Source organism: Candidatus Bathyarchaeota archaeon (assembly GCA_026014725.1).
Lineage (GTDB): Archaea > Thermoproteota > Bathyarchaeia > Bathyarchaeales > Bathycorpusculaceae > Bathycorpusculum.
Genome location: JAOZHV010000059.1, coordinates 82,631 through 109,242, shown reverse-complemented (window position 1 = coordinate 109,242; position 26,612 = coordinate 82,631). Strand labels below are relative to the sequence as shown.

26 protein-coding genes are annotated in these 26,612 nt (G+C 45.0%); 8 read left to right on the top strand and 18 right to left on the bottom strand.

The features are described from left to right. Nucleotides 1-11: 11 nt before the first annotated feature. The 5 genes from NWE95_12430 to NWE95_12410 form a co-directional block, all read right to left on the bottom strand. Entirely contained in the window at nucleotides 12-1,016 is a 1,005-nt protein-coding gene (locus NWE95_12430; protein MCW4004707.1) for an adenylosuccinate synthetase, read from the bottom strand. A gap of 97 nt (nucleotides 1,017-1,113) precedes the next feature. Continuing rightward, the gene (locus NWE95_12425) at nucleotides 1,114-1,509 is read right to left on the bottom strand and encodes a YkgJ family cysteine cluster protein (GenBank protein ID MCW4004706.1); all 396 of its coding nucleotides are present in this window, start codon (nucleotides 1,507-1,509) and stop codon (nucleotides 1,114-1,116) included. An 86-nt stretch (nucleotides 1,510-1,595) separates the two neighbouring features. Then, nucleotides 1,596-2,255 (bottom strand): dihydrofolate reductase family protein, encoded by a 660-nt coding sequence (locus NWE95_12420; protein ID MCW4004705.1) that lies wholly within the window; start codon nucleotides 2,253-2,255, stop codon nucleotides 1,596-1,598. A gap of 15 nt (nucleotides 2,256-2,270) precedes the next feature. Continuing rightward, a complete protein-coding gene (locus NWE95_12415; protein MCW4004704.1) occupies nucleotides 2,271-2,510 on the bottom strand; it encodes a hypothetical protein in 240 nt (79 codons plus the stop codon). A gap of 7 nt (nucleotides 2,511-2,517) precedes the next feature. Next, nucleotides 2,518-2,655, bottom strand: coding sequence for a hypothetical protein (locus NWE95_12410; GenBank protein ID MCW4004703.1), 138 nt, complete (start codon nucleotides 2,653-2,655; stop codon nucleotides 2,518-2,520). Between the two features lie 139 nt (nucleotides 2,656-2,794). On the opposite strand from NWE95_12410, the gene NWE95_12405 reads away from it, so the two are divergent. Beyond that, nucleotides 2,795-2,923 (top strand): hypothetical protein, encoded by a 129-nt coding sequence (locus NWE95_12405; protein MCW4004702.1) that lies wholly within the window; start codon nucleotides 2,795-2,797, stop codon nucleotides 2,921-2,923. A 17-nt stretch (nucleotides 2,924-2,940) separates the two neighbouring features. Here the strand turns inward: NWE95_12405 and NWE95_12400 are convergent, their stop codons facing one another. Both NWE95_12400 and NWE95_12395 read right to left on the bottom strand, forming a co-directional pair. Then, nucleotides 2,941-3,483, bottom strand: a complete 543-nt coding sequence (locus NWE95_12400) for a metallophosphatase family protein (protein MCW4004701.1) — start codon at nucleotides 3,481-3,483, stop codon at nucleotides 2,941-2,943. Between the two features lie 84 nt (nucleotides 3,484-3,567). Beyond that, nucleotides 3,568-4,926 (bottom strand): M20/M25/M40 family metallo-hydrolase, encoded by a 1,359-nt coding sequence (locus tag NWE95_12395; protein ID MCW4004700.1) that lies wholly within the window; start codon nucleotides 4,924-4,926, stop codon nucleotides 3,568-3,570. Nucleotides 4,927-5,085: 159 nt separating this feature from the next. On the opposite strand from NWE95_12395, the gene NWE95_12390 reads away from it, so the two are divergent. Beyond that, nucleotides 5,086-5,595: an Lrp/AsnC family transcriptional regulator gene (locus NWE95_12390; GenBank protein ID MCW4004699.1), complete on the top strand. Its 510-nt coding sequence runs from the start codon at nucleotides 5,086-5,088 to the stop codon at nucleotides 5,593-5,595. Nucleotides 5,596-6,101: 506 nt separating this feature from the next. Here NWE95_12390 and NWE95_12385 read toward each other — a convergent pair. Then, nucleotides 6,102-7,766 (bottom strand): hypothetical protein, encoded by a 1,665-nt coding sequence (locus NWE95_12385; protein MCW4004698.1) that lies wholly within the window; start codon nucleotides 7,764-7,766, stop codon nucleotides 6,102-6,104. 491 nt (nucleotides 7,767-8,257) lie between these two features. Continuing rightward, the gene (locus NWE95_12380; GenBank protein MCW4004697.1) at nucleotides 8,258-8,551 is read right to left on the bottom strand and encodes a hypothetical protein; all 294 of its coding nucleotides are present in this window, start codon (nucleotides 8,549-8,551) and stop codon (nucleotides 8,258-8,260) included. A gap of 159 nt (nucleotides 8,552-8,710) precedes the next feature. Here NWE95_12380 and NWE95_12375 point away from each other — a divergent pair, with 159 nt between their 5' ends. After that, nucleotides 8,711-9,670: a hypothetical protein gene (locus NWE95_12375; protein ID MCW4004696.1), complete on the top strand. Its 960-nt coding sequence runs from the start codon at nucleotides 8,711-8,713 to the stop codon at nucleotides 9,668-9,670. A gap of 12 nt (nucleotides 9,671-9,682) precedes the next feature. Here NWE95_12375 and gatE read toward each other — a convergent pair whose 3' ends face one another. The 4 genes from gatE to NWE95_12355 form a co-directional block, all read right to left on the bottom strand. Beyond that, nucleotides 9,683-11,584 (bottom strand): Glu-tRNA(Gln) amidotransferase subunit GatE, encoded by a 1,902-nt coding sequence (gatE, locus tag NWE95_12370; protein ID MCW4004695.1) that lies wholly within the window; start codon nucleotides 11,582-11,584, stop codon nucleotides 9,683-9,685. Nucleotides 11,585-11,586: 2 nt separating this feature from the next. Further along, nucleotides 11,587-12,939 (bottom strand): Glu-tRNA(Gln) amidotransferase subunit GatD, encoded by a 1,353-nt coding sequence (gene gatD, locus NWE95_12365; protein ID MCW4004694.1) that lies wholly within the window; start codon nucleotides 12,937-12,939, stop codon nucleotides 11,587-11,589. Continuing rightward, a complete protein-coding gene (locus tag NWE95_12360) occupies nucleotides 12,936-14,534 on the bottom strand; it encodes a tRNA uridine(34) 5-carboxymethylaminomethyl modification radical SAM/GNAT enzyme Elp3 (GenBank protein ID MCW4004693.1) in 1,599 nt (532 codons plus the stop codon). The genes gatD and NWE95_12360 overlap by 4 nt, the downstream gene beginning before the upstream one ends. Nucleotides 14,535-14,635: 101 nt before the next feature. Next, nucleotides 14,636-15,184, bottom strand: coding sequence for a GNAT family N-acetyltransferase (locus NWE95_12355; GenBank protein ID MCW4004692.1), 549 nt, complete (start codon nucleotides 15,182-15,184; stop codon nucleotides 14,636-14,638). Between the two features lie 203 nt (nucleotides 15,185-15,387). Between NWE95_12355 and NWE95_12350 the strand changes: the two genes are divergently transcribed. Beyond that, nucleotides 15,388-15,609 (top strand): hypothetical protein, encoded by a 222-nt coding sequence (locus NWE95_12350; GenBank protein MCW4004691.1) that lies wholly within the window; start codon nucleotides 15,388-15,390, stop codon nucleotides 15,607-15,609. A gap of 115 nt (nucleotides 15,610-15,724) precedes the next feature. Next, nucleotides 15,725-16,060 (top strand): hypothetical protein, encoded by a 336-nt coding sequence (locus NWE95_12345; protein ID MCW4004690.1) that lies wholly within the window; start codon nucleotides 15,725-15,727, stop codon nucleotides 16,058-16,060. 14 nt (nucleotides 16,061-16,074) lie between these two features. Here the strand turns inward: NWE95_12345 and NWE95_12340 are convergent, their stop codons facing one another. Continuing rightward, on the bottom strand, nucleotides 16,075-16,992 hold the full coding sequence (locus NWE95_12340) for a UbiA family prenyltransferase (protein MCW4004689.1): 918 nt from the start codon (nucleotides 16,990-16,992) through the stop codon (nucleotides 16,075-16,077). Nucleotides 16,993-17,069: 77 nt separating this feature from the next. Here NWE95_12340 and NWE95_12335 point away from each other — a divergent pair, with 77 nt between their 5' ends. From NWE95_12335 to NWE95_12325, 3 genes are all read left to right on the top strand, one after another. Next, entirely contained in the window at nucleotides 17,070-17,993 is a 924-nt protein-coding gene (locus NWE95_12335; GenBank protein MCW4004688.1) for a prenyltransferase, read from the top strand. Between the two features lie 58 nt (nucleotides 17,994-18,051). Continuing rightward, entirely contained in the window at nucleotides 18,052-18,462 is a 411-nt protein-coding gene (locus tag NWE95_12330; GenBank protein ID MCW4004687.1) for a nucleoside 2-deoxyribosyltransferase domain-containing protein, read from the top strand. A 91-nt stretch (nucleotides 18,463-18,553) separates the two neighbouring features. Next, nucleotides 18,554-19,108: a manganese efflux pump MntP family protein gene (locus NWE95_12325; GenBank protein ID MCW4004686.1), complete on the top strand. Its 555-nt coding sequence runs from the start codon at nucleotides 18,554-18,556 to the stop codon at nucleotides 19,106-19,108. On the opposite strand, the gene uvrC is transcribed toward NWE95_12325, so the two are convergent. The 4 genes from uvrC to uvrB all read right to left on the bottom strand — a co-directional run bounded on the left by uvrC (nucleotide 19,105) and on the right by uvrB (nucleotide 26,559). Continuing rightward, nucleotides 19,105-20,748, bottom strand: a complete 1,644-nt coding sequence (gene uvrC, locus NWE95_12320; GenBank protein MCW4004685.1) for an excinuclease ABC subunit UvrC — start codon at nucleotides 20,746-20,748, stop codon at nucleotides 19,105-19,107. The two genes, NWE95_12325 and uvrC, sit on opposite strands and share 4 nt — an antisense overlap. A gap of 164 nt (nucleotides 20,749-20,912) precedes the next feature. Then, entirely contained in the window at nucleotides 20,913-21,434 is a 522-nt protein-coding gene (locus NWE95_12315) for a hypothetical protein (protein MCW4004684.1), read from the bottom strand. 185 nt (nucleotides 21,435-21,619) lie between these two features. Beyond that, nucleotides 21,620-24,514, bottom strand: coding sequence for an excinuclease ABC subunit UvrA (uvrA, locus tag NWE95_12310; protein ID MCW4004683.1), 2,895 nt, complete (start codon nucleotides 24,512-24,514; stop codon nucleotides 21,620-21,622). Nucleotides 24,515-24,621: 107 nt separating this feature from the next. Continuing rightward, nucleotides 24,622-26,559, bottom strand: a complete 1,938-nt coding sequence (uvrB, locus tag NWE95_12305; protein MCW4004682.1) for an excinuclease ABC subunit UvrB — start codon at nucleotides 26,557-26,559, stop codon at nucleotides 24,622-24,624. Nucleotides 26,560-26,612 lie beyond the last annotated feature (53 nt).

Sequence of the window (26,612 nt, the reverse complement as noted above, 5' to 3'; positions counted from 1 at the left end):
AATAAAAGTTACTATACCCTGCGGTCAATGATATCTAAGGCTTCAGGGCCTGTGCCGATTAGAACGATGGGTACGCCTGTTCTGTTTTCTACTTCTTTTATGAAGTCTTTGGCTTCTTTTGGCAGGTCGTCATATTTTCTTGCACTTCTGCAACTTGGATAGATGCAATCAAGCTTTGTCATTGCAGCCTGTGTGGCACCGTTTATCCTAGCAGTCTTTTTTGCCAAGTCGAAGTCAAAGGGTGCCGAGCGTCGGTCTCTGCCTGTTCCCGCCGCTACTTCGAACCAACCTCGCTTTAGTGCTTGTTCTTTGGTTATTTCTCCAGGTAGGGGTCCAGCGCCTACACGTGTCATAAACGACTTGTACACTATCAAAACATCATCTACCCTTGTTGGTCCAACGCCTGCTTCTGAGGCGATGGCTGATGCACCTGTGTCTCGGCTGGTTACGTATGGGTAGCCACCGCTGAGGAAAAGGGACAACATGAAGCCCTGTGTTCCTTCAAGGATGACTTTTTTGCCTTCATCTAAGCCGTCGTTTACCTCAGTGATTTGGTCGCAAAGGTATGGTTTGAGTTCAGGTATGTCTTTGGCAAGTTTTGCTGTGCGTCTGGCGCGTTCTTCTACGGCTGGTCCAACGCCGCGGCCTGTGGTGCCGATGCCTTTGTTTACAGCGCTTGCTTTGTCTTGGTCGCTGTGTTTCTGCTCGATGATGGACGCGTTTTGGTCTACGCCTAGTCTGCTTGTGGGCACTTGGGTGAGTTCTTGCTCCTGCAATAACGTGGGAACATGAACATTTGCGCCTGCAGCGAGCAGAAGGCGTGTTTTGGGATTAAGAAACGCCGCGGGAACCATATGTAGAGCGTATTTTTTGCCTTCAAACCAGACGGTGTGTGCTGCATTCACGGAGCCTGTTCTAACACAGAAATCAATATCGTCTTTGAGGGCTAAGTATGAAATTATTTTTCCTTTGCCTTCGTCTCCCCAGAAGGCACCAACTATTACTGAGCAGGGCATGTTTTGTTCACCTCTGGTTAGTCCGCTTACGAATTATTTAAAGTTGTAGGACTTTTGCTCAGGCAACTGGTGTTGCAGGCGCAGGGTCAAGCAAAAACTAAGTTTTTTTAACACCTGAACGCCGCTCCATTGCTTCTGCATCAATTCGCTCTAAAAGTCGGATAACTCTTTTGCCTTTGAGGGTTTTTTCCTCTTCAGTTATGGTGTTTCTGGATTGGCAAATAGTGTCTAAAACAATTCCGTTCTCCTCGTCGACGATCACTGGGTAAACTCTGCAACCTGTGGGTCTATCATCGTAAACGATGCAACGGTGTTTTTTACAGTCATAGAAGACACAGTACCCATCGCGGTTTTTTAGTTGCGCGTAGCCTTGTTTATCGTATCGAACGAAGCTTTTAGGGCTGTAGCCTTTGTTTTCTAAGCGTTTAATGTCTTTTTTGGAGAGTAGCATTTCGGTTTGTGTGCAACAAACTCCACAATGTGAGCAACGCATAAACGTAGTTTTTATTTTGTGGTATATTCGGTTTTTGGAATTTTGAAGCTTGTTGCATAATAATTAATTAAAAAGTGCGGTAGCGCTTACTTGTTAACTTTGTAAACTAACCAGGCATATCCATTGTCGAAGATTTCTTTCTTATGCAGTGTTAGGTTAAGCGTTTTATCGACTTCGCTAAACATTGGATAAGCGTTTTTTCCGACAATGAGCGGGTGTATTAGTAAGCTGATTTCTGAGACTAACCCTTGATTCAAAAGCAGATTATTTAGTATACGTCCTGTGTCAGTCAGTATTGTCTTGATAGCGTAATCTTTGGCGAGGGTTTCAAGTGCAGTTTTCATGTCCACATGTTCTTTGCCGACTTTGCGGTAGTCGTAGTTTCGTTCTTTGAGGTATGTTATGTATTCTTTTGGTGTATCTTCAGATATTAACACGATTATGTCTCTGGAGAACTCGAATCGCCTAGCAATGTGAAGTATACCCTTTAGCGCCCCCTTTGTGTCAATCATTACCCAATAAGGTAAGGTGCTGTCTCGTTTGGGTTTTTTGAAGTCTACTTTTTCTTCTTTCGGAATTTCTTTACTGTATAGTGTAACGCCTATTTTTGCCGTATTTGAACCAATCAAGTGCGCATCAGGCTTGTATGTTCCTGCTATTTGGTAGTGTAAGCCCATGTTTGGCTCAAAATTTGTGAGAGAGCCATCTAAGCTTATAGAGTTGTGTATTATTATTTTTGGCAACATGCCATTACCTATATGTTAAGCAGCTTTTTGCATTAGATTAATGTTTAGCATTTCTGCCCACGCAATGATTTTGAGTGGTATGCGGGTTGCTTTGCCTTTTCCTTGGGGCACATATTCGATTTGGTTGTTGTTTTTTCCTGCTGCTTTGTGCAGTTTTGTTAGGTGTACGTTTATTATTACGGCGCCGTCTTTTAGGTGCAGGTTGACGTTTTTTCCGATGTAGGATTTGGCGCTGTTTGAGCTGAAGCTTTCCATTGTTGGTTCACCATTCCTCTTCTTGGTCTGCGATTTTGTTCCAGCATTGCTGGCATATAGGCAGATTTTCGCCTTTTATCTGGATGTAGAGTTTGATGTTTTCGCTTTTGCAGTTTCCTTTCCAAGGGTTTTTACAGTGTTCCATTTTTCTTTCCTCGGGGCAACGGTTTGGCTGTTTTTGCTTTTAAGGCGCTTGTTCAAGCTACTGTTGACGGCAGGGGAGAGATCGGTGAAAGTAAATCTTTATACTCACAATCACTTTTATAATCAAGTGGAGTTTTGTTATGTCTGTTTTGGATGCCCCTCATGCGCTTGCCGCTACAGCGAGTTTAGCGATTCAAATTGTTATTTTAGGTCTGCTTTTGTTTGCCTATTCACTGAAAAAACAAAACAAATTTCGGCAACAAAATTGATTCACTACCGAAAAGAATTATATCTCAATTATCTGCGGAGTTATCGTTTGCTTAGTAACTTTTAACAATCCAACTGAAGGTTTATTACTGAAAGACTCTGGATCCGTAGGACTACCTGGATTAATGTAGAGGATTTTGTCTTCCCACTTAATGCTGGCAATATGTGTATGCCCATAAACAAAAACGTTAAAGCCGTGATGCCTAGCAAGTTCCCGCATTCTGCTCAAACCGTATAGAACGTTTGGATCATGCATAACACCGATTTTCCAATCAAAAACCTTAAGCGAGTTAAGTCTCGGTAGAGCACCCATAATATCTAAGCCATCCATGTTGCCGTGAACCGCTAAAACGGGTGCAAACTGCTCTAACTCATCAATTACAGCAAACTCCACCAAATCGCCTGCATGAATGATGTAATCAACGTTTTGAAAGATTTCAAAAACTTTAGGAGGTATACAACGTGCTCGCTTAGGTACATGAGTATCAGAAATTAAACCGATGGTTTTGCTGGCTTTGAAGTTTGCCTGCTCTTTACCAACTAACGTTTGTCCACCAATCATTGTCGCAATTGCTCCTCAGCCAGATTAAGGGTTTGCATACAGTAACGAGTTTTTCATATTAATAATTAACCCGTGGAACTGGGATTAAGTAATGAATCTTTTGACCACTTCGTAGAAAACGCTTGTTCCAAAAACAAGGTTCTCCACCGTTATACGCTCATCTATTCCATGCATACGCTTTTCCAACTGGTCATTAGGTTCATCAGGGCGCATGGGATGAAAACCATAGCATACGCTACCTGTTTCCCTAAAGAAGCGTGAGTCAGTTCCGCCAGTTGTTAAGGTTGGGGTTACGCCGCAAGTTGGGTCAAACTCCTTTAGAACACTTGTAATGGCGTTGTAGAGTGGCGTTTGTGTAGTAGACTCTGAACCATTGTGCATTTGCAAGGTCTCAAACGTTAATTTTTCCATGCCAACGTCCTTGAGCATGCTTTTGATTAAAGCAAATGTTTCATCAATGCTTTGGCCAGGCAGGATTCTGCAGTCAAACACCGCTTCGCATTCTGAGGGTATTATGTTCTCTTTTACTCCGCCGTGAATCATGGTTGGAGTTATGGTCATCTTTGTTCTTGGCCTGATTTCTTCAGCTAACGGCTTGTCTTTTTTTGCTATTTCATCAAGTATCTTATCGCTTTGTTGCGGGTTTGCCAGCAGACGAGCGAACGGTTCGTTGAATTCAGGGTTGAGTTTTGCCACTTCGGTGAGGAACTCTTTGAGTGTTGGCACGAACACGATTTCAGGTTGGTAACTGCTGAGTATACTGAGAATTTTATTTATGCGCTCTATGGCATTATCAGCCATGTTCGGAGTGGAGCCGTGCCCAGGGGTTCCTTTAGCTTTTATTTTTAGCCACAAGATTCCTTTTTCTGCAGTTTGTACAGGGAAAACGTACCCTTTCTTCTGTGGGATTGCTAATCCGCCGCCCTCGTTTAGCACATAGGGGCACCAGATTTTCTCTTTATAATTCCGCATCAGGTAGCCTGCTCCTGCTTCTCCGCCTTTTTCTTCGTCAGCTGTGGCAGCTAAGACAACATCCCCTTTTAGCGGAATTTTGTTTCTCTTTAAGAGTTTGAGGGTTAATACTTCAATGGCGGTCATGCCCTTCATGTCGATGGCGCCTCTACCGTAAACGTAGCCGTCTTTAACTGTTCCACTAAATGGGTCAACAGTCCATTCTGCTGGATTAGCCGCAACAACATCTAGATGGGATAGTAACAGAAGGTTGGGTTTTTCGCCTGTGCCTTTGAGGCGTGTAATTATGCTTCCTCTGCCAGTTTCAGATTCTATGATTTCTGTATTGAATCCGTCCTTTGCGAGGTATTGTGCTAGAAAGTTTGCTGCTTGGCTTTCATTTCCAGGTGGGTTAGTGGTGTTTATACGAATCAAATCACTAAGTAACTGTGTAATTTCTTGTTTTATTTCGGTCAGAAGGGGTACGGTCATTTTTTGTGGGCTCCTGTATGTTTTAAACGGTTTTTTCTCTTAAGAGTATCGTTGTTGTGCCCCTGTTGAACGCGGATGTTTTTTTGGTTTTTCAACAACGATGTTTATATATAATGGCAAAAAATTCTATTAATTTGTAAATGGGAGAACTTGATTGCAATGAAAGAGTTAAAACCGATTGACTATAAGATACTTTTTGAGCTGATGAAAGACTCGCACAGAAGTGATAGGCAGCTGGCAAAGGCTTTAGGTGTTTCTCAACCTACAGTGACTCGGAGACGTGCAATGCTGGAAGAAAACTTCATTGAGGGATACACTGTTATTCCCAAGTTCGGACAAATAGGATTAGAAATTGCAGCAATAACATTTTTGAAGAGCAAACTAAAGTATCAAACAGGCGAAGCAAAAACCCAAGCTCTGCGTAAGATGAAAGAATGGTACATGAAGCAAACAAACGTAGTTTTGGTTATGGATGGCAGAGGAATGGGTTGGGATGCTGTATGCATTTCGCTTCACGAAAAGTTTGCTGATTTTGCAGAGTTTATCCGAGCTCACGACTCAGAATTGTCAGAATGGGTTGTTGAAAGTCAAACCTTCCATGCTGACCTAAAAGGCGGCATAATCATTAAACCGTTTCACCTCAAATACCTAACATCTCTCAAACAGTAGCTTACTAAAACTCCAAATTGCCTTTTTTTATTATTTTGTTAGGCTACCGTTTCTTTACCTTGCCTTAAACGATTATCCGTAAACCACTTTTATCTACGCTTAATTTTCCTTAGCAATCGTTTCTTAGGTAGCTTAGGCTTCTTTACTCTGTTTGCATCCGCAGTCAAATCAATCACTAGCATGGAATTATACCGCTAGAAACAATATAAAATCAACGCAAGATGTTACTCGGAAGCTTTTTCGAAACATATGCAACAAGCTTTTTCCATGATTATTTGCCACAGCCTAAACATATTTGGGGCATATTAGAGGTTCTATATTGAAACCTATAGGGGGTAGGTCGTTATTTGTAGTTTCAGGACAATTTTTGAGTACTTGAGGTTTAACCACTACATTGGTGGTGGCTCGAATAATTCAGCATTCAGTCTTTTTATACATAATTACTTTGTAAAGAGTTCTAAAAACTAATAAAAAAGAGGGTTAGGTTGTTGTGTTTTGTTTGTTTGCTAATGGCTTGCGCCGTTGAAGTTATTTGACAGCCTGAAGCAATCACCAAAGACTAACAAGGTGTTTTGAACGTTGTTGGTGTATATTATTCCCATGTCAACGGACGTGATATTTGCGTTGGTTCCACTGTTTGCTCGTATTTCCAGTATTTTTGTGCCGTCCACGAACATTTCAGCTAAGCGTTGGGCTGCGTTCCAGTGTAGTTCTACATTATACCATCTATCTGTTGATATTGGTATTGTTGATGATGTCTTGTAGGTGTCGCCTGCATAAAGTGTCCACTTGTTAATGCCGTTTTCGCGTCTTATTCCAGCCCAAGCTACGTCTCCCTGATTTGCCGCAAATCTCAGCAGGTAGAATCTGTCGTCGTTGTCCTTTAGAATTGAAGAGCCTGTTATGCTACCAGCGATATTAAAGTAGCCTCTTGCATAAGCGTTTTGCATGTTTATGGTCTTTCGCAAGAAAGCATTTTCACGTCCGTTACTTAGACCGTTTGTGTAGAAGAGTGCACTGTAAGAGCCGTGATGTGGTCTGTTTTTTGTGACTGATACTGTTTCACCGGAGGTTTTGCTTATTCCGCTCCAGCCAGTCAAAGCTGCGGTTTCGAAGCCATCTTGGTTTGTAATTGTTGTTGCTGGCGTCGGTGTTGGTGTTGGAGTGGGCGTTGGTGAAGGCTTTGGTGTAGGTGTTGGGGTTGGATTAGGTGTCGGTGATGGTGTTGGTTGAGCAGTTGGTTTTGGAGTGGGTGTTGCCGTTGGTGTTGGAGTGGGGGTGGCGGTTGGAGTAGGCGTCGGGTTAGTTGATTGCTGAGGTGCTGTCACTGTTGGGAAATCTAGGTTCAATTGTTGGTATCTTGGCATGTTGTTGAGGTTTTCATTCATCCATACAGTGTTGCCTATGCCCATGCTTGCTGTCTCTGAAAGAAATTGGTTCAATTCTGAAACTGTGGCTGAAGTGTAACTGTTGTATTCGTTGTAGTCTGCTCCAACTTCTGTGTTGATGAGTTTGATACCTTTAGATTGGGCGGTTTGCATCTGCGATAGGGCGCCTGATGGGCTCCAACTGTTGAAGTAGAAGTGGTAGCCTTGGAGTGTGTTATCCAGTGGGTCGTTTATGGTTGTCCAAGCTTGGTTCCATTTGTTCACAACTATGGGGTTTGTGTATCCTGCGGCTCGAATTTCAGTAACTAAGCTTTGCATGCGGCTGTAGAAGTCTGATGATACGTACTCGTTGATGAGTTCCACCATTACACGTGGGTTGTTTGGATATGCTTCCAAGACTTCAAAGATGCTGTTTCTTACAGTTGCCCAGTTATTGCGGGCTGATGTCGCTGATTCTTCGGTGGGTGGATAGAGGTGGTTACGGTCTACGATGATGGTGAAGTCGCTGTGGTCTAGTAAGTATTGGACAAAGTTTTCGTGGTATGGGTGTGGGCCGCCTGACCATGCTGGGTTTGCGCTCATGCGGTATGTGTTTAAGCCGTTAGCTTTCATGGTGCTGATTATGTTGTCAAGTTGTGTGGTGCTTGTTGGGTAGCCGCTGAGTCCGAGAAAAACTCTGTTGGTGGATTGGTTGACTGCTGCCTGCGTGTTTGTCGCAAATATGCCTAAAATAATAGGCAGTATTATGGTTAAGGCGACGAGTGTTTTTATTGTTTTTTTCATTTCTCTCTCTCCATTGCTTACCAACCAAGCGTGTGTAAACGATAAATATGATTTTTTGAAAAATTGGCTTAGTCTGTTTTGCAAAGTTTTAATGTTGGCTTGCAAAATTTGTTTTGCAATGTTGCAAAGTTGGTTAACAAACGGCTGTTTATGTTTTTGGAGCCTTTGTTATGGCTTTTTTGGTCTGTTATGGCTCTGGGTGTTTTGTTTTTTCTTTAGTTGTTGTTGAAAGGGAGTCCTTAGTACAACATCAACCAGTGGATTGTGGAAAACGTTGCGTTTTGCTTTCTGATTTGGGTTTTGGGTAGCTGGCTGGTTGTGGACGATGCCACAAGCAGTGCAGCGCTGAAGGGGTTGTTTGATATTCTTTTGTTGGAGAAAAGCGTGCTGCTCTGCAGCTACCCCCTATCCCCCTATATTAAGCACTTGAATTTGGAATCGAAACTAAGCTAATCTGAAAGGATGTTGTGGATGGTTGTGCATCTTTGATTTTAAGCGTTTTGCTGCTCGCTTATCTTTGCGGCTATGTCTTCCCAGTTTAGGAGGTCGAACGGGATGAGTGTTTCTGTTCTTGTAACGAAAGGTAGCTTTCGCATTTCCAGTATCCTGTTATCTATTTCATGTTTGGTTCCTGAAAGGACAATTATGAGATCGAAAGAGCCGTGAACAAAGTCTATTCTTTCAACTTGTGGGTCAATAATGACGCCTTTGGAAATGATTTCTTTTGCGAAATCTTCCTCTTTGCCTGGTTGAAGTTGTATTAAAACATATGCTCGTTCAGTCATAAAAAAACCCTAAAAGAATAGTGGTGCTTTATCATTATAATATTTTGCTCCTGGTTGTGCATTGCCTTCTATAGCAGTTTTATACGTTCACTTTTTCCTCTGCGTTTTATTTGCCAAAAAAATAAAAGCAATTGCCTTCTAATTTGTTTGTTAAGTGCAATGTCAAAGCCAAGTTTCTATTCACCGATAAAAATCGGTTTCCTCATAGTTGCCATAGCATATTTCATATTTACATTCCATGCGATGTTTACTCTTTCTTGGATTGGCGAGTGGGAAGCTTTCAATGAACCCCTCAAGTCGATTGTTTTTGTTGAAGACATTTCAGCGGCTATAGGGGTTGCTTGCAGACTTGCAGCCAGCGTCATCGCTTTTGGGGGAGCTATTCTCTACTTTGTTAGGAAGGGTTTTCCAACAGAGACCATGATGAAGTTGTTTAGGTTGGTTTTGGTTGGGGAAGCCATATACTGGCTGGGGCTTTTGACTACCAGTGTTTTGTCCTTATCTTCCACGCTTGGTTTCACTATATGGCGTGTTAACGGGCACATTTCGACACTGCCAGTTTTTACTTCCATTTTGATATACGAAGTGCCCTTGCTGGTAGAATCCATCGCTATCCCTGCTGTTTTGTTCAAATTATCCTACGAGTTGAACCCGAACAAACCAGTGAAGGGAGCGATAAAGTGGGGGTTGATTGCAGGTGCATTGTACATTTTAGTTTTTTGGCTTACTAACACTGCGTTGTGGGTAGCAACTGTGATGCGGCAGGGTCTCCAGTATTTGATTTCTTATCCAGAGAACCTCTTTAGTTTTACCTTAACCTCGGTTGGGTTGCTTGCACTTACAGTTTTTACGGCTTATTTCGCGAAAAATTCTATGGGAACCGAAAGCTTCGATAAACTTGATATTCAAAAAATCGGCATCATAGTTACTGCGTTGGGCTTGATTTACCTCTGGAATTACCTCACGTGGATTTTCTTTGGAAGGGATGAAATCTGGAGCAACTGGTATGTGTGGTTCTTGGGGAATAACTTTAACTTGTGGCTATTGTCGATTCCGATGGTGGGCTTGCCGTTACTCTTCGAGCACAATCTCCTGAAAAACTGCCATAGTGATAGATAGCGCAGTAATAACTCAACGTTGATCGATTTTTTGTTTTACTATTTTGGTGACCATTTCGGGGTTTGCTTTGCCGCGGACTTCTTTCATAACTGCACCCATCAGCATGCCGAAAGCGCCCTTGCCCTGCTTTTCTATAACTGCTTTGTTTGTTGTTATTACTTTGTCAACTATGGCTTCAAGGTCTGCTTGCGAAAACATTTTCAAGCCCAAAGCCGCAGTAGCATCTTTTACTGTTTTTTCTTGGTTTTGTGAGAGCCAGCGAAACACGTCTGCGATGGCTTCTTTGGTCAGTTCGCCTCTGCCGACAGTAGCGAACAGCGCTTTGATTTGGGTCTCATTGACGTTTTCTACGGCAACGGCTTCACGCTTAAGCGACTTGACCGTTTCGGTTAAGAAGGCTGCAATTGTTGATGCTGGAACTCCGCTTTCTTTGGCAATCTCCTCAAACAAGATGCCGTATTCTGAATCTGCAAGCTGCTTTGCCAATTTTTCATTTAAACTGTACTGTTTCATTAATCGTGCAAGCTTCTTTTCTGCGCCCTCGGGCAGGTTTGAACGCACTTTTTCCATGAGTTCGCGTGTTATTTGCTGAGGTGGAATGTCAGTTTCAGGATACATTCTGGCTGCTCCAGGTCTTGGACGCATGTATCTTGTTGTGCCATCCTCTTTTGCGGTACGTGTTTCTGCGGGAACACCCGCCAAGGCTTCTTTGGCGCGTTCAACCACCGCTTTTAACGCATCTACAACGTTCTCTGCGGTGTCAGCCACAAAAACCACAGCATCATCCTCTTTAGCGCCAACTGCCTTGCGTAATGCTTCAACCTCTTGGGGTGTTATGCCGTAGTTGGGCATTTCATCAGTATGGAATATTCCGCCGACTCTGCCCCAGAACTTTGCGCGGTCAGAAAGCTCGGTGCCGACACGGAAGTTAGGCATCAACTCTTTTCCAAGCAGCCCTGCGAAGCCTTTCAGTTTGACAGCCATGGCTTTCTGGTTTTTCTCCAGTGCTTTTTTGATGACCTTACATTTTGTATCTTTAAATATGCTTGAGACATCAACAAAATCCTCTGTTAATGCTTGCTGGGTTATGCCTCGTTTTGCCAGTTCTTCTTTGACGCTGATTAAACCGAGTTGGCGTTGAACCTCATACTCCACGACTGTGGAAATTAACTCAAGCTCTTGGACGCCTTTAATTTCGATTAAAGCGCCGTTCGGAATCGACACGTTAAGGTCCTGCCTTATTGTGCCTAAACCGCGCATGACTTTGCCTGTGTCACGCAGAATCCTGCCGATGGCGAAAGCGACCTCCTGCGCTTCCATTGGCGAATAAATCACAGGCGCCGTTGCAACTTCGATAAGCGGGATTCCTAAGCGGTCAATGCGGTAGCAAATAGTTTTCCCCTCATCCATCGTTCCCGTTTTACGCGCGGCATCTTCTTCGAGGCTAGCCGCTTGCATCGGAATAGTTTTTTCTCCAACCTTTATCCAACCGTCCAGGGCAATTACGCTGGTTCTCTGGAAGCCAGTAGTGTTTGAGCCGTCAATGACTGTTTTGCGCATCACATGAATTTCATCAACAGGTTGCATATTCATCATCAACGAGGCAGTCAAAACCACCTCAACTGCATCCATGTTGATGGGGTGTGGTGGCTCCTCATCCATCTCCACAAGGCAGGAACTGTTGCGGTTTGCTTCGTAGAGGATTTTTACGCCTTTCTGGAACTCAAAGTAGGCTGCTGGGTCAACTTGTCCCAGTTCGCTCTGTGTTGGTCGTAGTCTGCGCAGAAATGTGATTTCTGGTTCTTCTTTGAATAGTTCGGGTGGGCAACTGCAGAACAGTTTAGAGTTCACGTTGAGTTGCTGGTGGATTTCTAAGCCAACTTTCAAGCCCACTTTTGCGTAATCAATTGTCAACTTTATTGTCCTCCTTCAAATTGGAGTTTTTCTTCTTGCGGAAGCGTTCTGAGCGAGAATTCGCCTGCAATGTTAGTTTTCAGCAACTTGACGGCTTCTTTGGGGTCATCGGTTTGCCCTAGCACCCACATAAGCTTCACGAGCCCTGTTTCAGGGAACATGTCATCAAGCGGAACAACACCAAAAGACAACAAATCTCGCCCCGTATCGTAAACGTTCATGTTCACGCGTCCCCAGATGCACTGTGAAGCTAACGCAACAACCACGCCTTTAGCTATGGCTTTTTTGATGCTTTCAAAGCAGTATTTGCTAACGTGCCCCAAACCTGAGCCCTCAAGCAAGATGCCCTTTATGCCGCTGTCAACGTAGTAGTCGATTACTTTTGGGTCTAGTCCCGGGTAGAATTTGATTAAAGCGACTTTTTCGCTAAAGCTTGGTTTGAGAATCAGCTTTCTGGCGGGGTCTCGGCGCTTATACTCGTCAGTTTGCATTGTTACTGTTTGGTCTACTAGTTTGGCGATTGGGAAGCCGTTGATGGATTTGAAGGTGTCTCTGCGGCTGGTGTGGCACTTTCGCGCTTTCGTGCCCCTGTGAACCACAATAGCTTTGTCTGAGACGCTTTCATGCATGGCTAAACCGACTTCTGCAAAGGGGGCTTCGCCTGCTGCTTTCACTGCGCCGATGAGGTTGGTTGCTGCGTCACTGCTGGGGCGGTCGGAAGAGCGCTGAGCGCCGACAAGGATAACTGGAACAGGCAAATTTTGGAGGGCAAAACTTAATGCAGCTGAGGTGTAAGCCATCGTGTCTGTACCGTGAGCGATAACCACGCCGTCCACACCTTGCTTGATGCGTTTGGCTACGGTTTGTGCTAGTTCAGTCCAGTGCTTTTGGGTCAAGTTTTCACTGTAAATACTAAACACGATTTCAGTGTCCACTCTCGCAACATCGGCGAGTTCTGGCACAACACCGTATAGGTCACTGGCAGACATGGCTGAGCGGACTGCTCCTGTGCGGTAGTCCACGCGACTGGCGATTGTGCCCCCAGTACTCATGATAATCACATGTGGCAAAGCAGGGTTCTGTTTGGGCAAGGGTGGCGCTGCAAAGGTTGGTTTTGTGCCTTTGCCGATTTTTTCCACCTTTACGTCTGTGTCGGCTTGGATACCGATGTTGTAGCCGCTTTTCATTTTAATAACGATGCTTGTGCCTTCACCGAGTTCTGAGCGCGGAATGAGGATGCCTTCGTAGACTTTGCCTTTACTGGTGATTTTGAGAATATCGCCAACGTCGCAGTCGGCTTGTTTTAGAAGGCTCAATGCCTTGCCTTTGTAACCTGATTTTTCAATTTGGCTCATGTTTGGTTCAACCTTTTTGAAACGTAAACTCCATCGCGCTCGTAACCCAAACGCATGTAATATCTCCTTGTTCCTATTGCACTTATGACTAAAAGCTTTTTCAAACCAAACTGCTCCCTTGCTATGCACTCAGCTTCACTTAGGAGCACTTTGCCGTAGCCTCTGTGCTGCCAAGCACCCGCGGTGTGTTTCCCGACGGGAACAAGTGGCCCGTAAACGTGAAGTTCCCTAACTATCGCAGATGGCACAGCGGTGATTTCTGGTCGGTGCGCTTTTTGTGAGGGAACACGCAACCGCAAATATCCTAAGAGAACATTGTTTTGTGGGTCTTCAGCGGACAAGAAAACTTCAGTGCCTTCGGACGCTTCGTGTTGGTGAGTTAAAATTTTGACTTTTTCTAAGTCAGGGTTAATGTGGTCAACTACCAATCGGTGCCCCACTTCCCTGCAACGTATGCATTGGCATTGAGCGCCTTGTTCTTTGAGCTTTTTCTGTGCAAGCTCGCGTAAATCGCTTTTTTTTACACCTGCCAAAATCAGCCGCGCTGGGATATCTCTTTGCACCCGCATGACTCTTACCCATGGCGGGATGGTTTTTTTGATTTCTGCGATTATGCTGGCGGCTTCTTCTGTAGTGTAGGGTTGGTATGTGCCTTGCTGGTACCATTCGTAGGCTTTCGTGTTTGCGATTGTGAGGCACGGGTAAATTTTTACCATGTCAGGCTTAAACGCTGAATCAGTGAATATGCGCTTGAACGCTTGAATGTCTTTTTGCGGGGTGGAGCCCGGAATCCCAGGCATCATGTGGTAAACAATTTTTAGTCCCGCGTCTTTAGCGATTTGCGTTGCTTCAGTGACATCTGCGACTGTGTGTGTTCTGCCGACGAGCTTGTAGATTTGGTCGTCTGGATTTTGTACGCCCAGTTCGATGCGTGTCACACCCATGTTCAGCATGGCGTCGATGTGGGGTTGTTTTGCCCAGTCTGGTCGAGTTTCGACGGTGATGCCCACGTTTCGGCGTTTGCTTGTTTCAGCATTGGTTTTTGCTTCTTCTAGGTCTGCGCTAGTTTTGCCCGTTATGGCATCTAGGCAACGCTGGATAAACCACGTTTGGTACTCCTGCGGCGTAGCTGGGAAGGTTCCGCCCATAATGATTAGTTCGATTTTGTCCACTTTGTGCCCGATGACTGTGAGCTGGTCGATGCGGCTTTGCACTTGCAGGTACGGGTCAAAGTTGTTCTGTGCTCCGCGCATGGCTGCTGGTTCATGTCCAGTGTAGCTTTGCGGGCTACCCTGTGTTGGTCCTCCTGGGCAGTAAGCACAGGGTTCAGGCTGCGGGCACGGGTAGGGCTTGGTCATAGCTGCAATGACTGTTACGCCGCTTATGGTTCGGGTTGCTTTTCGTTTAAGAAGTGGCAGAAGCTGTTTGGCTTGGGCTGGTGTGAGAGCGCTAATTATGTCCGCGTTGGATGGCACTTCTTGAAGGTGATATTTGGCGGCGGTTTTGATTTTTAGGCGGTTGACATCGTCACGTGTGGCTGATTGCATAGAAAGGAGCGTAGTGATGATTTCTTGTAGGGCAACTTCTTTTGTCAAGATTTGAGTACCGAAATAGAATTTATGTTACCAATAAATAAACTACACTAAGAAAAAACTGAAAATCCACTCCGCAAAGGCTTTTTTGATTCCATGTTTGTTTATAGAAAAAGCGCCATTCGATATTCATCTATGTATTTGCCATTCAGATGCATTTCTCTTCGAAGGGTTCCTTCAACCTCAAATCCTGCTTTCTTGTACAGAGCGATGGCTTTCGCGTTTTCAGTGTTTACGATTAGGTACACTTTTTTGAGCCCTTTTTGTCTAGCGATGCCTAAGAGGTGGCTTAACAGGGCTGTCCCAATGCCCAAGTTCTGGTAGTCGTCATGCACCGTGATGCCCAGTTCAGCTTTGTGGTTGAAAACTTCCTCTGGGTGGAACTTTAGTGATGCTGAAGCGATAATTCGTGGTTTATTTTTGTCTTCTGTTACTGCGACGATGGCGAGAACTTTACTGAAGTCTATGTTACTCGTCCAGCCTTTTATTCTTTCACGTGTAAAGGGCGGAATCAAATTTGAAACGGATGCTTCAGATAACGTTGAGAACATTGCCCATAGCATTTCGGTGTCGCTGGCTTTTTCTGGGCGAAACCGTAAGGGCTTGCCGTTTTTTGCCCTGAATTTTGTTTCCCACTCAATCTGGTGTGACATAGCGTGTACCTCAAATATACGTAAGAATTCTTAACAGGTAACTGTGTATTTATGGTTGTTCACGGCATCATTCAAGTAGGGCGTTGTGATTGGATATTTCTTTTCTTGGACATATATCCAATCGGAGAATATTCCAGATACATGCTATTTATTTAAAAGAAACATGCGGCTAAAAGCATCTTGGGAGAAAGGAGGAAAATATCGTGGAGGCGACCGTAGCAACTTTGCTTTTAGTTACTTCAGCAGTAATAATAGCTTGCGTGGTTGTAACTTACGCTGTAGTCATAGTTGAGCAAACTATGAACAATCAGAATGTTCCCGAGCTTGCGCGGCTAAAAGAGCTTCAAAATAGGCTTTTAAACGAAACCTACGGTCTATATAATCAAACAGAGCCGCAATTGCCTGATTCGCCGCCGCTTCCCTGACCAACCTCTTCTTTTAGTTATTGCCAAATGTTAAATCTTTAGGGTGTATCGGGAATATTGTTTGTGAATTCATAAATCCTAATACGGTTGGTTACAAATTACTCAGGGAAGATTCATGTCAACAACCCCCGCGGCCCCCGAAATCTCGAGGTTCGATGCTGAAAATGCAACTGCCCTTACGGCTGATTTCTTAAAGAGATTAGGGTACAAAGGGAACTGGTTGCCCATGAAAGTCGCGTTAGATGGGGAACTATATGTTGTTGAGATGATGTTTGAAAAGTTGACGGCGAAGGTTCAGATTAATTCTAAAACTAAGGAAATCAAAGAATACGAGTTCCAGCAAGGCGAAGCTGAAGCAAAAAGTTTTCCCTTGTCGAAGGGAAAGCTGATTTTCTTAGTTGCTGCAATTTCAGCAGGAGTTGCCATAGTGAAATTACTAGGCTTCTTTTAATGAGGCATTGTGCGCTAAAATAACATTGTAACCGCATAATTCACTATTATGGTGATTGCATAAATCAGCATCGAAACATGGAAAAGCGGCAGTGCCTTGAGTCCCACTTCAGTGCTCTTTTTCTTGAGTATCATCACGTTTCCAAGAGTTAACAGGATAAGACTGACCATAAAACCTCCCAGCGCCCAAAAGCTTCCAAGCACAAACAGGAAAACCCCTGCCATTACAAAATGAAATACGCTAAAACCCAGTATCCAGTACGTTGTTGCTTTCATGCCGTAGAGTGTAGGAATCGTGTTCATGCCTCGCGCCTTGTCATTCTCAACATCAATGAGGTCGTTGACACCCAAATGCGCCAGCGCTAAGGGATAGAAGAACAGGAAAAGCATCAAAGCTGTCCAGTCTGGGTTACCGATGCAGAGGTAACCAGCTACAAGGAAAAGAGCAAAATCAACACGTCCGATAACTTGGGCAAGGGGAACTTTTTGTTTTCGTTTCTTAATCTGATAGAAAACTTCCAAGCAATAACAAATTATCATTATGCTAAAGACATAAAGCGATTGAGGGAGTGACAACGTGAAGATTAGCACGGTTGTTATGCCTGCGAAGACTGCAAAAAGTGCGGTTGCTTGACGTCTGGAGATTAAGCCTTGAGGAATTGGGCGTCCTCCGAATGGTCTCCAATATTTGGTCAACCTGTTATCTGAGGGTAAATCTCTCTTGTCTATGTTAGCGTCTATAATATCGTTCAAGATTAGTCCTGCATCGAAGCCGAAGAAACCAATCAAAACCGCCTTCAAAACCAACAGTAAGGAAAAGCCGTCGTGCGATTGGAAGGCAAGAAAAAGTCCCGCGCAGAAGAGTGTTGGCCAAACAAAAAAGAAGTGCAATCGTGTCAAGTCAATGTATGCTTTAATCTTCTGCCCGGTCACATAAACCCCTTAGGCTTCATATTCAACCTGTCTACATAAATAAGCATTCGCATCAATAATGATTGAGAGAGTAAAGCATGGATTTAAGCCGAACCATTCTGCCCCTTCTCAGAGTAGTACGCCTTCACATAGTCATTGGCGGAATCTTGGCTTTCTCGCTTGGCGCACTCTTGGCGCTTGTGAACGGCGGAGTATTCAACCTTTGGCAAATTCTCTTGTTTTATGCAATCGTACTCTTCGGAGACCTTTCAACACATTACAGCAACGACTATTTCGATGTAAACATTGACAAGAACATAACTAAGAGAAAGTTTTTTTCTGGAAGCAGAATCCTTGTAAATAACCCAGCGCTTTTGCCTTTAGCTAGACAAATTGCTATCGTATTCTTTGCGCTCTCGAACGTTTTGGCGCTGTTAGCCGTTACTTTTTGGGCTGCGCCAATTGAACTTTTAGCAGTGGCTTTAGGCGCAAACTTTTTGGGCTGGGCATATTCAGCTCCGCCCTTGCGGCTTATTTCAAGAGGTCTAGGCGAGTTGGCTATTGCGGTTGCGACTGGTTTTGCTATTCCGGCAGTAGGCTACTTATCCGTTAGAGGGCAGTTTGACTCGGCGTTTTTGTTTCTTGCTTTGCCGTTCATATTGTACGGGTTTATTTTGAGTTTGAGCTTGGAAACGCCTGATGTTGAGGTTGACCGCAGAGGAGGCAAAAATAACATGGCTGTTCGCAGGGGCGAGCGCATAGTTCTTGCCGTGGTGTTGGTTGTGGCTTTAGTTGCTTTTTTGATGTTTGTTTTTTATGCTTGGCAAACGGCCATACCTACAATTGACTTGAAGTGGGTTGTTGCTTTTTCAATTGTTCCGCTGGCAACTGGCGTTTGGGGTTTCGCGGTTGCAATCTGGAAGAGGAGGACTGAGCCCGTGTGCACAGCCAATATTTTTGCTCTTTTCATCTTTAACTTGCTCATGATTGTGTACTTGGTTGCTGTCGCATTAGCCTTTTAGGTTAACCTTTGGCAAAGGATATTAATTTCAAAGAATCCTTTGCTGTAAGGTCACCGTATTGAAGAAAACAGTGTTCATTTCAGGTCCCATCTTAGGCAGAGAAAACAATCAAGAATACCGAAAAGCCATCATTCATGTCTGTGCAAAGCTGGGCTTGGACGTGATTGACCCCTGGAACAGGGAAAAAGCGCTCTACAAGGGCAACGAGGAGTGCTGGTGGAACACTTACACCACGTTTGATTTTGTTCAAAGAGACTTAGACGATGCTGACAGGTGCGACATAATGGTCGTGTACTTGCCGATTGTTTCAGCAGGAGCTTGCATGGAAATGTTTTACGCGAAGCGTAAAGGCAAGAAGGTTGTGATTGTTTCGGACATGGAGTGCCTTAGCCCGTGGGTTATCGTTCATTCTGATGTGATAATTAAGAGTTTTAGCCAGCTTGAGGAAGCACTAAAAAAGCTTCTCTGAAGTTCGCTCATTCCAAATAGGTGAGCGCTTTTTATTTAGAAAACGCCTATATTGTTGAAAAGCCATGAAGAGCTAACCAACTGGTGAATCGATGGATGCTCTGACCATCATCGTGATTGCTGTCGGCTTAGCTATGGATGCTTTTGCTGTTTCAATTGCGAACGGAATGGCTATAACAGCTAGTAGGCGAAGGTCTGCTTTGTTAACGGCGGGTTTTTTCGCAGGCTTCCAGATGCTGATGCCGCTAATCGGCTGGTTTGCTGGTCTTAGCCTAGAAAGCATCATTAAAGAAGTGGATCACTGGGTGGCTTTTGGGCTTTTAGTGTTCATTGGTGCTAAAATGATTTATGACGGAGTAAAGAAAGAAGAGGAAAAACCTGCTTCAACCCTTAGGCTTCATTCGTTGTTGATTTTGTCGGTTGCTACCAGCATTGATGCTTTGATGGTTGGTTTCAGTTTTGCGCTACTTCAGACGGCAATTGTTCTACCTATTGTTATGATTGGGGTAGTTACTTTTGGGCTTTCATTTGCTGGATTCTTTTTCGGCTGTGGTTTAGGTCGTGCTTTTGGGCATAGAATTAAGATTGTTGGTGGTCTTGTTCTGATACTTATTGGGTTGAGAATATTGCTTGAACACTTGGTTTAGTGTTTGGCAAACTCGTCTCGGATTTTCATTTCTCTGCGTTTACGGTTGTAGCCAACTGAGAAGTCATGGGCGGTATCCCGAATTCTTCTAAGCAGCAGCATCATGCGGCTATTCTTCTCAAATACTTTGGGCACAGCATCATCTGGCAAGTAGATTTCTTCGCGCTCCTTAGCCAACCCAATCAACGGAAGCTGCAGCCCCAACTTTTGCAGTGCAGATTTGGCAGCGCTCACTTGCCCTGGTCCACCATCAATCATTACCAAGTCTGGAAGCTGGTTCTTCTCTTCTAATTGGCGCTTGTAGCGGCGGGTTACAACTTCGTGGACTGCTGCGAAGTCGTCTTGTCCTTTGAAGGTTTTGATTTTGAATTTGCGGTAGTTTTTCTTGTCAGGCTTAGCATCTCTGAAGGTGACCATGCCTGAAACCACGTGCTCGGTTCCCAAGTTGGAGATGTCGAAGCATTCGATTATGCGTGGAAGTAGAGGCAAGTTGAGTTTGTTCTGTAAATCAACCAGTGCACTATCAACGTCAAGTGATGCATCCAAGTTTTTCTCTGCCAGCCGTACAAGGGCCAGCTTATCGGCGCGTCTTGGAATTGTTAACGACACAGGCGCGAGGCGTTTTGCTGAGAGGAATTCTTCGAGGGCTTTTTTCTCGTCGTTTCCCTGCCAGCACGGCTTGTTTAGCAGTATTTCGCGCGGTATCTGGTTAGTGGTGTAGTAAGCTTTCAAGAACTCCTCTTCAATCTGTGGCTGCAAATCCACTTTGAATTCTTTTTTGCCAAGCAACACGCCTTTTCGAACGCCCATCTGCACCACCAGCATCTTCTCGCCTACTTGCCTAAACACCATAACGTCTTGGTCAAAGCGGCGTTCGTTATCCACAATCTGGCGTTCAGTTAAGAGCCTGATGGATGCGATTTGGTTTCTAAGCTCCAGCGCCTCCTCATACTGCTGTGCATTAGAGGCTTCCAGCATTTTGGCGTTAAGCATCTCGAGTGTTTGCTGATAGTTTCCGCTCAGAAAAGAGCGTGCCTGCCTAACCTGCTCGCCGTATTCCTCAACGGTGACGTTACGGACGCATGGTGCAGTGCAAAGATGAATGTGAAAGTTTAGGCAAGCCCGCTTAGGCATGGTTTTGCATGTACGTAATTTAAAAACTCGCACTACCAAGCGTTGCAGGTCTTGACGCGTGAAACCGTCAGTGTATGGTCCAAAAGATTCAAGTTTGCGCGAAACCTTGCGGCTCATTAGCAGTCTTGGAAAGTTTTCTCTCGACAGTGAAATGTAAGCGTAGGTTTTCGCGTCTTTAAGGTTGACGTTGTATTTGGGCGTGTGCTGTTTGATGAGCTTATTTTCAAGAAGCAGAGCTTCGACTTCGTTGTTGACGACAAACCAGTCGATTTGGCGAATCCTAAGCACCAGCTGGCGTGTTTTGGCTGGATGGTCATGACCTGAAAAATAGCTTTTCACTCGTGACCGCAAGTTTTTTGCTTTACCTATGTAGAGGATTTCGCCCTGTTCGTCTCGGTAGATGTAGACGCCTGGGTCAGTTGGGATATCGATGCTTGTGAAACCTTCTGGACTGGATATGTTAATCATGAGGTTTGCCGCTACTATCTCACTAAACGTTGGATGCATTAAGCGTTTCCCATAGCCGCACAAAATTTGGGGTGTACTTGTTTTTTCTAGTATTAGAAGAAGAAACGACCGCCCTTATTCATCTTCTTCTTGGAGACTTTGAGAACGGTTTCTTTTTTGTTTTAGCGTTTGCTATGGATTGTTGGTTGGTTGAGGCAGATTACTTAAGGGGGTGATGTTGAGGTGTCAATAGAGAAGTTAATTGTTGAACCTGGCTTGTAATGTTTCCAAGTTGTTATAATTGGGTCGTAATAAGAATAGTATAGAGTTATAGAGTGTTGACCATCAGTCAAGTTCTGCAACTCTATGTTGCATTGATATGTCTTTTCTAAAAGATTGTTGGGTAGGGGTTTTTCTGAAGTTATTGCCAAGTTTAGCGGCATTAAGTTTAGCGGTATCTTTTCATCAGGTTTCTCTTCAAATTTGTCCTCAATAATTGGTACATCAATGCTGTAATAGCAGTCATAAATGCAGACCGTTTTCCAAGTCAAAGTTATGTTTAGGCTATCTGCCCCCTGTATAACAGAATTGTTTTGATTGTTTTGGGCCCAAGCCAATTTATAAAACGGATCCAAGTTATACACAGATTTATCAATTTGACCAGGTTGGATAATATACACGTAAGTTAACATTAATGCAGTAATAACTATTAGCAGGATTATTATTACGGCAATTATCCTTCTCATAACGTCCAATAGTCTTTAGATCACTTGATTATAAGAATTTTTCATAAAACCTCTTTACTTAGTTAAGTTAAAGTTTCTTGACTAGAGGCTAAACGCTAACGAAACCGCTAAACCAATAGGCGTTTGAGGAGAAAGATAAGACGGAATTAAAAAGAAAAAGATAGCTCGCAGTTAGGTGACATTAATTACTCATTGGCGACAGCGATTGCCTTTTCCAGTTTATGATTGAATATCTTGTCCAGAAACATGCCTGTGTAGCTACGACTGTTTTGTGCGACTTCTTCGGGTGTGCCCTCTGCAAGGAGTTCGCCGCCTGCCGCGCCGCCTTCAGGACCTAAATCGATGAGGTAGTCGCAGCTTTTTATGACGTCTATGTTGTGTTCGATTATGTAAACCGTGTTGCCATTGTCCACCAACCTGTTGAGCACTCGGATGAGACGTTTGGTGTCGTCAAAATGCAATCCCGTGGTTGGCTCGTCAAGCATGTAAACTACGTGTCCAGACTTGTGCTTGCTGAGTTCACGCGTGATTTTGATGCGTTGGCTCTCGCCGCCCGAGAGCGTGGTGGAGCTTTGCCCAAGTTTAATGTATCCTAACCCTACATCCAGCAAAGTCTGAAGCTTTCGTGAGACTCGCGGCGTGTTCTCAAAGAATTTCGCTGCTTCCTCAACAGTCATATCCAGCACTTCAGCAATGTTTTTGCCCTTATAGTAGACGCTGAGGGTTTCTTTGTTGTAGCGTTTGCCCTTGCAGTCGCTACACTGGACGTAGACGTCTGGGAGGAAGTTCATTTCGATGCGTAAGACGCCGTCGCCTTGGCATGTTTCGCACCTGCCACCCTTCACATTGAAACTGAACCTACCTTCTTTGTAGCCGCGTGCTCTGGCTTCTTTAGTAGAAGCAAAAATACGCCTAATCTCATCAAACAGCTTAGTGTACGTGGCAGGGTTGCTTCTGGGTGTTCTGCCGATGGGGTCTTGGTCGATAACTATGACGTTGTGCACGGTTTCGGGCACATGAATAGCTTCGTGCTTGCCGACTTTGTCTACGTGTTCGCCAAACATTTGGCGCAACGCTGGGATAACGGTGAGGTTCATTAGTGTGCTTTTGCCTGAGCCTGAAACACCCGTAACCCCGCACAAAACGCCCAGCGGCAACTGCAAATCCAAATGCTTAAGGTTGTTTTCTTGCGCGCCTTTAACAGTTATGTATCCGACTGGTTTTCGCCTCTTTGTAGGCACTTCAATTTTCAGTTCGCCTGAGAGGTACTTGCCTGTGAGGCTTCGCTTGTTCTGCATGATTTCTGCGGGTGAGCCTTCAGCTACGATGTGACCGCCGTGAACACCTGCGCCTGGACCCATGTCTACTATGTAATCAGCGTTGCGTATAGTCTCCTCGTCATGCTCAACAACAATTAGCGTGTTGCCCAAGTCGCGGAGCCGATGGAGGGTGCTAATGAGTTTCACGTTATCTCTCTGGTGCAAGCCAATGCTCGGCTCATCAAGAATGTAGAGAACGCCCATGAGGTTGCTGCCAATCTGCGTTGCCAAGCGGATTCTTTGAGCTTCCCCGCCTGAGAGCGTGCGGGCGGCTCTGGAAAGCGAAAGGTAACCCAAGCCCACATTCTTTAGAAATCCCAATCGCTCGTTGATTTCCTTTAGCACCTGCTTTGCAATTGCCATTTCCTTATCGGTTAAGTGTTCTGGCAGATTACGGAAGAATTCCACTGCCTCCTCAATCGAGAGGTCAGTTACATCGATGATGCTTTTGCCCTGAATTTTTACCGCGAGAACCACAGGCTGGAGTTTTTTGCCTTTGCATGCGTTGCAGGGACGCGAGGTCATGAATTTTTCGATGTCTTCTTTACGCCACTCGCTCTCGGTTTGACGATACAGCCGCGCAGTCTGCGGAATTACGCCTTCCCAACCGTCACGCATCCACATGTTAGCGCCGTTTGACCAGTTGCCGTTGATTGGTTCGTGGTCACCGTAGAGAAGCACGTGGAGTTGGTGTTCAGAGAAATCCTTAATGGGTGTGAATACGTCGAACCCGTGTTTTTTGCCCACCATCGCTAATTGCTGTGCCCGCCAGCTAAGGTCCATTCTGCCATAAACCGCAAGTGCCCCGTCCATGATGGAGAGGTTCCTGTTTGGAATAACTTTGTCTTCGGAGATTTCGGTGATTTCTCCCAAACCGTGGCAGGTCTTGCAAGCGCCAAACGGCGAGTTGAAAGAGAACATGCGGGGCTCAAGGCTTTCGAAAACGATTTCAGGATGGTTGGGGCAAGCACCGAAAGTGCTATACATCGTCTCATCCTCGAATCGCTCCAGCTCTTTTTTCTTTTCGCCATTAGCCTTTTCAGCGTCAATAACTATCATTGTTCCCTTTCCAAGCTGAAGCGCTTGCTCCACAGCCTCAGAAATGCGGGAACGCTCTTCGTCAGTGATTTTTATTGTGTCGATGACGGCTTCAATCCAGTGCTTCTCGTATCGCTCAAGTTTAACTTCTTCTTTGATGGTGTCTGCGTCGTAAATTCGTTGGTCTGCTCGGATTTTGGTGTAGCCTTGCTTTTTTAAGTCATCGAACACTTGCTCGTGTGTGCCTTTGATGCCGCGTATGATTGGCGCAAGGAAGATGAGGATTTTTCCTTTTTCAGCCATAATTAGGCTGGTGATATTCTCTGGGCTTTGCGGGTGAATAGAACTGTCACATATTGGGCAGTGGTGCGTTCCAATGCGCGCGTAAAGTAGCCTTAGGTAGTCGTAGATTTCGGTGACTGTGCCCACGGTTGAGCGCGGGTTCTTGCTGGTGCTTTTCTGTTCAATCGAGATTGCAGGAGACAAGCCCTCAATCGAATCCACATCAGGCTTATCCATTAAGCCGAGGAATTGGCGTGCATAAGCGGAGAGACTCTCGACGTAGCGGCGCTGTCCTTCAGCGTAGATAGTGTCAAACGCAAGAGTGGATTTTCCTGAGCCTGAGAGCCCAGTTATAACTATCAACTTGTTGCGGGGCAACTCTAAATCGATGTTTTTAAGGTTGTGCTCCCTTGCACCCTTAATCGAAATATTATCGCGCATTACTGTTACCTGTCTTTTCCTTCTCCGCTTCTCGAATTCTTACCTGTTTTAGCTTGAGAGATTAGAACCTTTTTGCATCAAACCGCTAAATTTCTGGGTTAACCGCTTCATTTTTCTGCCTTCTTAGAGAGTGAACGAGTTAACTCTGCAATCGCATCACGGAGTTCAATCGCTCGTTCAAAATCAAGCTTCTCCGCGGCTGCCCTCATCTCCGCGTCTAGCTCAATTATTTGCCGCTTTATGTCAGATTTTGGCAAGTGCTTAGTGCCTTTGATTACCGTTTCTTTCTGCGTGACACCTTTCACTATAGTCGTGGGCGTGATGTTATGTAACTTGTTGTAGCGTTTCTGGAAGTTACGCCTGTACCGCGTTATCTCCATCGCTCGCTTAATCGACTGAGTTTCTATGTCCGCGTAGAGGATTACTTTGCCGTTAACATTCCTCGACGCACGCCCAATAGTTTGAATCAGGCTACGCTCGTCCCGCAGAAAGCCTTCCTTATCAGCATCCAAGATGAAAATGGTTGCCACCTCAGGTATGTCTAAGCCTTCACGAAGCAAATTGATCCCGACGAGTATGTCAAATTCGCCCACACGCAACTGCCGCACGAGTTCGATGCGGTCTAAACTGTCAATTTCCGAGTGCATGTAACGCACACGGAAGCCTTCTTTTGCAAGATAATCGGCTAAGTCTTCAGCCATCCGCTTTGTCAGCGTGGTGATTAGAATGCGGTCGCCCCGCTCGATTGTTTTCTTTGCTTCTGCCATCAAGTGCTGCATTTGCCCTTCGATGGGGTGGAGCTCAACCTCTGGATCTAAGAGCCCTGTTGGTCTTGTGATTAACTCGACTGGCGGCCCGCTTTTTTCCAGTTCGTATTCGGCTGGGGTTGCGGAGACGAAGAGGACTTTGCCCATTTTCTGCTCAAACTCCTCAAACTTCAGCGGCCTATTGTCCAGTGCGCTTGGAAGTCGAAAGCCAAAGTCCACGAGGTTCTTTTTTCTTGAGTAGTCCCCGTTGTACATGGCTCTGGCTTGAGGGATAGTCTGGTGGCTCTCGTCGATTATGAGCAAGTAATCTTTGGGGAAGTAATCCAGCAATGTGAACGGCGGCTCGCCTGGTTTGCGTCCGTCAAAGTGGCGGCTGTAGTTTTCCATGCCAGCGCAGAAGCCGACTTCTTTTATCATTTCAAGGTCGTAATTTGTGCGCTGTTTTAGCCTGTGGGCTTCCAGAGGCGGCAGTTCAGGTAACCGTGCTTCCAGTTCCTGTTTGATGTGTTCAAGCGCTAGCGCGTGTTTCTCTTCAGGAACCACGTATTGACGCGCTGGGTATAGCGTGAGTTTATCCACTGAAACCTTAACGTCGCCATTAAGCAAGTTAACTTCCTTTATCTTCTTGATAGTGTTGCCTTCAAGTTCAACCCGCAAAATATCATTTTCATACGAGGGCACAACATCAACAGTGTCGCCGCGGACACGGAACCTGCCTGGCTCAAGCACCATGTCATTGCGCTCGTACTGCATCTCCACAAGCGAGCGAATAAGCTGTTGCCGTGACATTTCCTTTCCAATCTCAAGTTCCACAGCCATGGTTTTGAAGTCGTCTGGGTTGCCTAAGCTGTAGATGCAACTTATGCTGGCAACAATTATGGTGTCGTTTCGGCTCACTATGCTGGAGACGGCATGCATACGCATCTTTTCGATTTGCTCGTTGACCTCGGAGTCTTTTTCTATGTACATGTCTTGCGCTGGCAGGTACGATTCTGGCTGGTAGTAATCGTAGAAGCTGATGAAGTATTCCACGCGGTTATGCGGGAAAAGCTCTTTCAATTCACCGTAGAGCTGTGCTGCCAGCGTCTTGTTGTGCGCTAAAATCAGTGTCGGCTTCTGCAGTTTGTTGATGACGTTTGCCATCACGAAGGTTTTGCCGCTTCCAGTGATGCCGAGAATTGTTTGTTTTTCTTTCGTGGAGAAGTTCTTCACTAACTGCTCTACGGCTGCTTTCTGCCCCGGTGAAATGGTGTATGGTGCGACAAGCTCGAATTGCACGTTGCTTCCCCACAAGTAACAGGGTTGTTTGAATGAAGGGTTTGTCTAATAAA

Bases quoted from the DNA above. Each gene is read 5' to 3' on its own strand.
- uvrA (MCW4004683.1), bottom strand. From the start codon at position 24,514: ATGCGCGATAATATTTCGATTAAGGGTGCAAGGGAGCACAACCTTAAA.
- NWE95_12425 (MCW4004706.1), bottom strand. From the start codon at position 1,509: ATGCGTTGCTCACATTGTGGAGTTTGTTGCACACAAACCGAAATGCTA.
- NWE95_12345 (MCW4004690.1), top strand. From the start codon at position 15,725: ATGTCAACAACCCCCGCGGCCCCCGAAATCTCGAGGTTCGATGCTGAA.
- NWE95_12430 (MCW4004707.1), bottom strand. From the start codon at position 1,016: ATGCCCTGCTCAGTAATAGTTGGTGCCTTCTGGGGAGACGAAGGCAAA.
- NWE95_12325 (MCW4004686.1), top strand. From the start codon at position 18,554: ATGGATGCTCTGACCATCATCGTGATTGCTGTCGGCTTAGCTATGGAT.
- uvrC (MCW4004685.1), bottom strand. From the start codon at position 20,748: ATGCATCCAACGTTTAGTGAGATAGTAGCGGCAAACCTCATGATTAAC.
- NWE95_12335 (MCW4004688.1), top strand. From the start codon at position 17,070: ATGGATTTAAGCCGAACCATTCTGCCCCTTCTCAGAGTAGTACGCCTT.
- NWE95_12415 (MCW4004704.1), bottom strand. From the start codon at position 2,510: ATGGAAAGCTTCAGCTCAAACAGCGCCAAATCCTACATCGGAAAAAAC.
- NWE95_12400 (MCW4004701.1), bottom strand. From the start codon at position 3,483: ATGATTGGTGGACAAACGTTAGTTGGTAAAGAGCAGGCAAACTTCAAA.
- NWE95_12380 (MCW4004697.1), bottom strand. From the start codon at position 8,551: ATGACTGAACGAGCATATGTTTTAATACAACTTCAACCAGGCAAAGAG.
- NWE95_12315 (MCW4004684.1), bottom strand. From the start codon at position 21,434: ATGAGAAGGATAATTGCCGTAATAATAATCCTGCTAATAGTTATTACT.
- NWE95_12405 (MCW4004702.1), top strand. From the start codon at position 2,795: ATGTCTGTTTTGGATGCCCCTCATGCGCTTGCCGCTACAGCGAGTTTA.
- NWE95_12385 (MCW4004698.1), bottom strand. From the start codon at position 7,766: ATGAAAAAAACAATAAAAACACTCGTCGCCTTAACCATAATACTGCCT.
- NWE95_12355 (MCW4004692.1), bottom strand. From the start codon at position 15,184: ATGTCACACCAGATTGAGTGGGAAACAAAATTCAGGGCAAAAAACGGC.
- NWE95_12420 (MCW4004705.1), bottom strand. From the start codon at position 2,255: ATGTTGCCAAAAATAATAATACACAACTCTATAAGCTTAGATGGCTCT.
- gatD (MCW4004694.1), bottom strand. From the start codon at position 12,939: ATGAGCCAAATTGAAAAATCAGGTTACAAAGGCAAGGCATTGAGCCTT.
- NWE95_12390 (MCW4004699.1), top strand. From the start codon at position 5,086: ATGAAAGAGTTAAAACCGATTGACTATAAGATACTTTTTGAGCTGATG.
- NWE95_12375 (MCW4004696.1), top strand. From the start codon at position 8,711: ATGTCAAAGCCAAGTTTCTATTCACCGATAAAAATCGGTTTCCTCATA.
- NWE95_12395 (MCW4004700.1), bottom strand. From the start codon at position 4,926: ATGACCGTACCCCTTCTGACCGAAATAAAACAAGAAATTACACAGTTA.
- NWE95_12410 (MCW4004703.1), bottom strand. From the start codon at position 2,655: ATGGAACACTGTAAAAACCCTTGGAAAGGAAACTGCAAAAGCGAAAAC.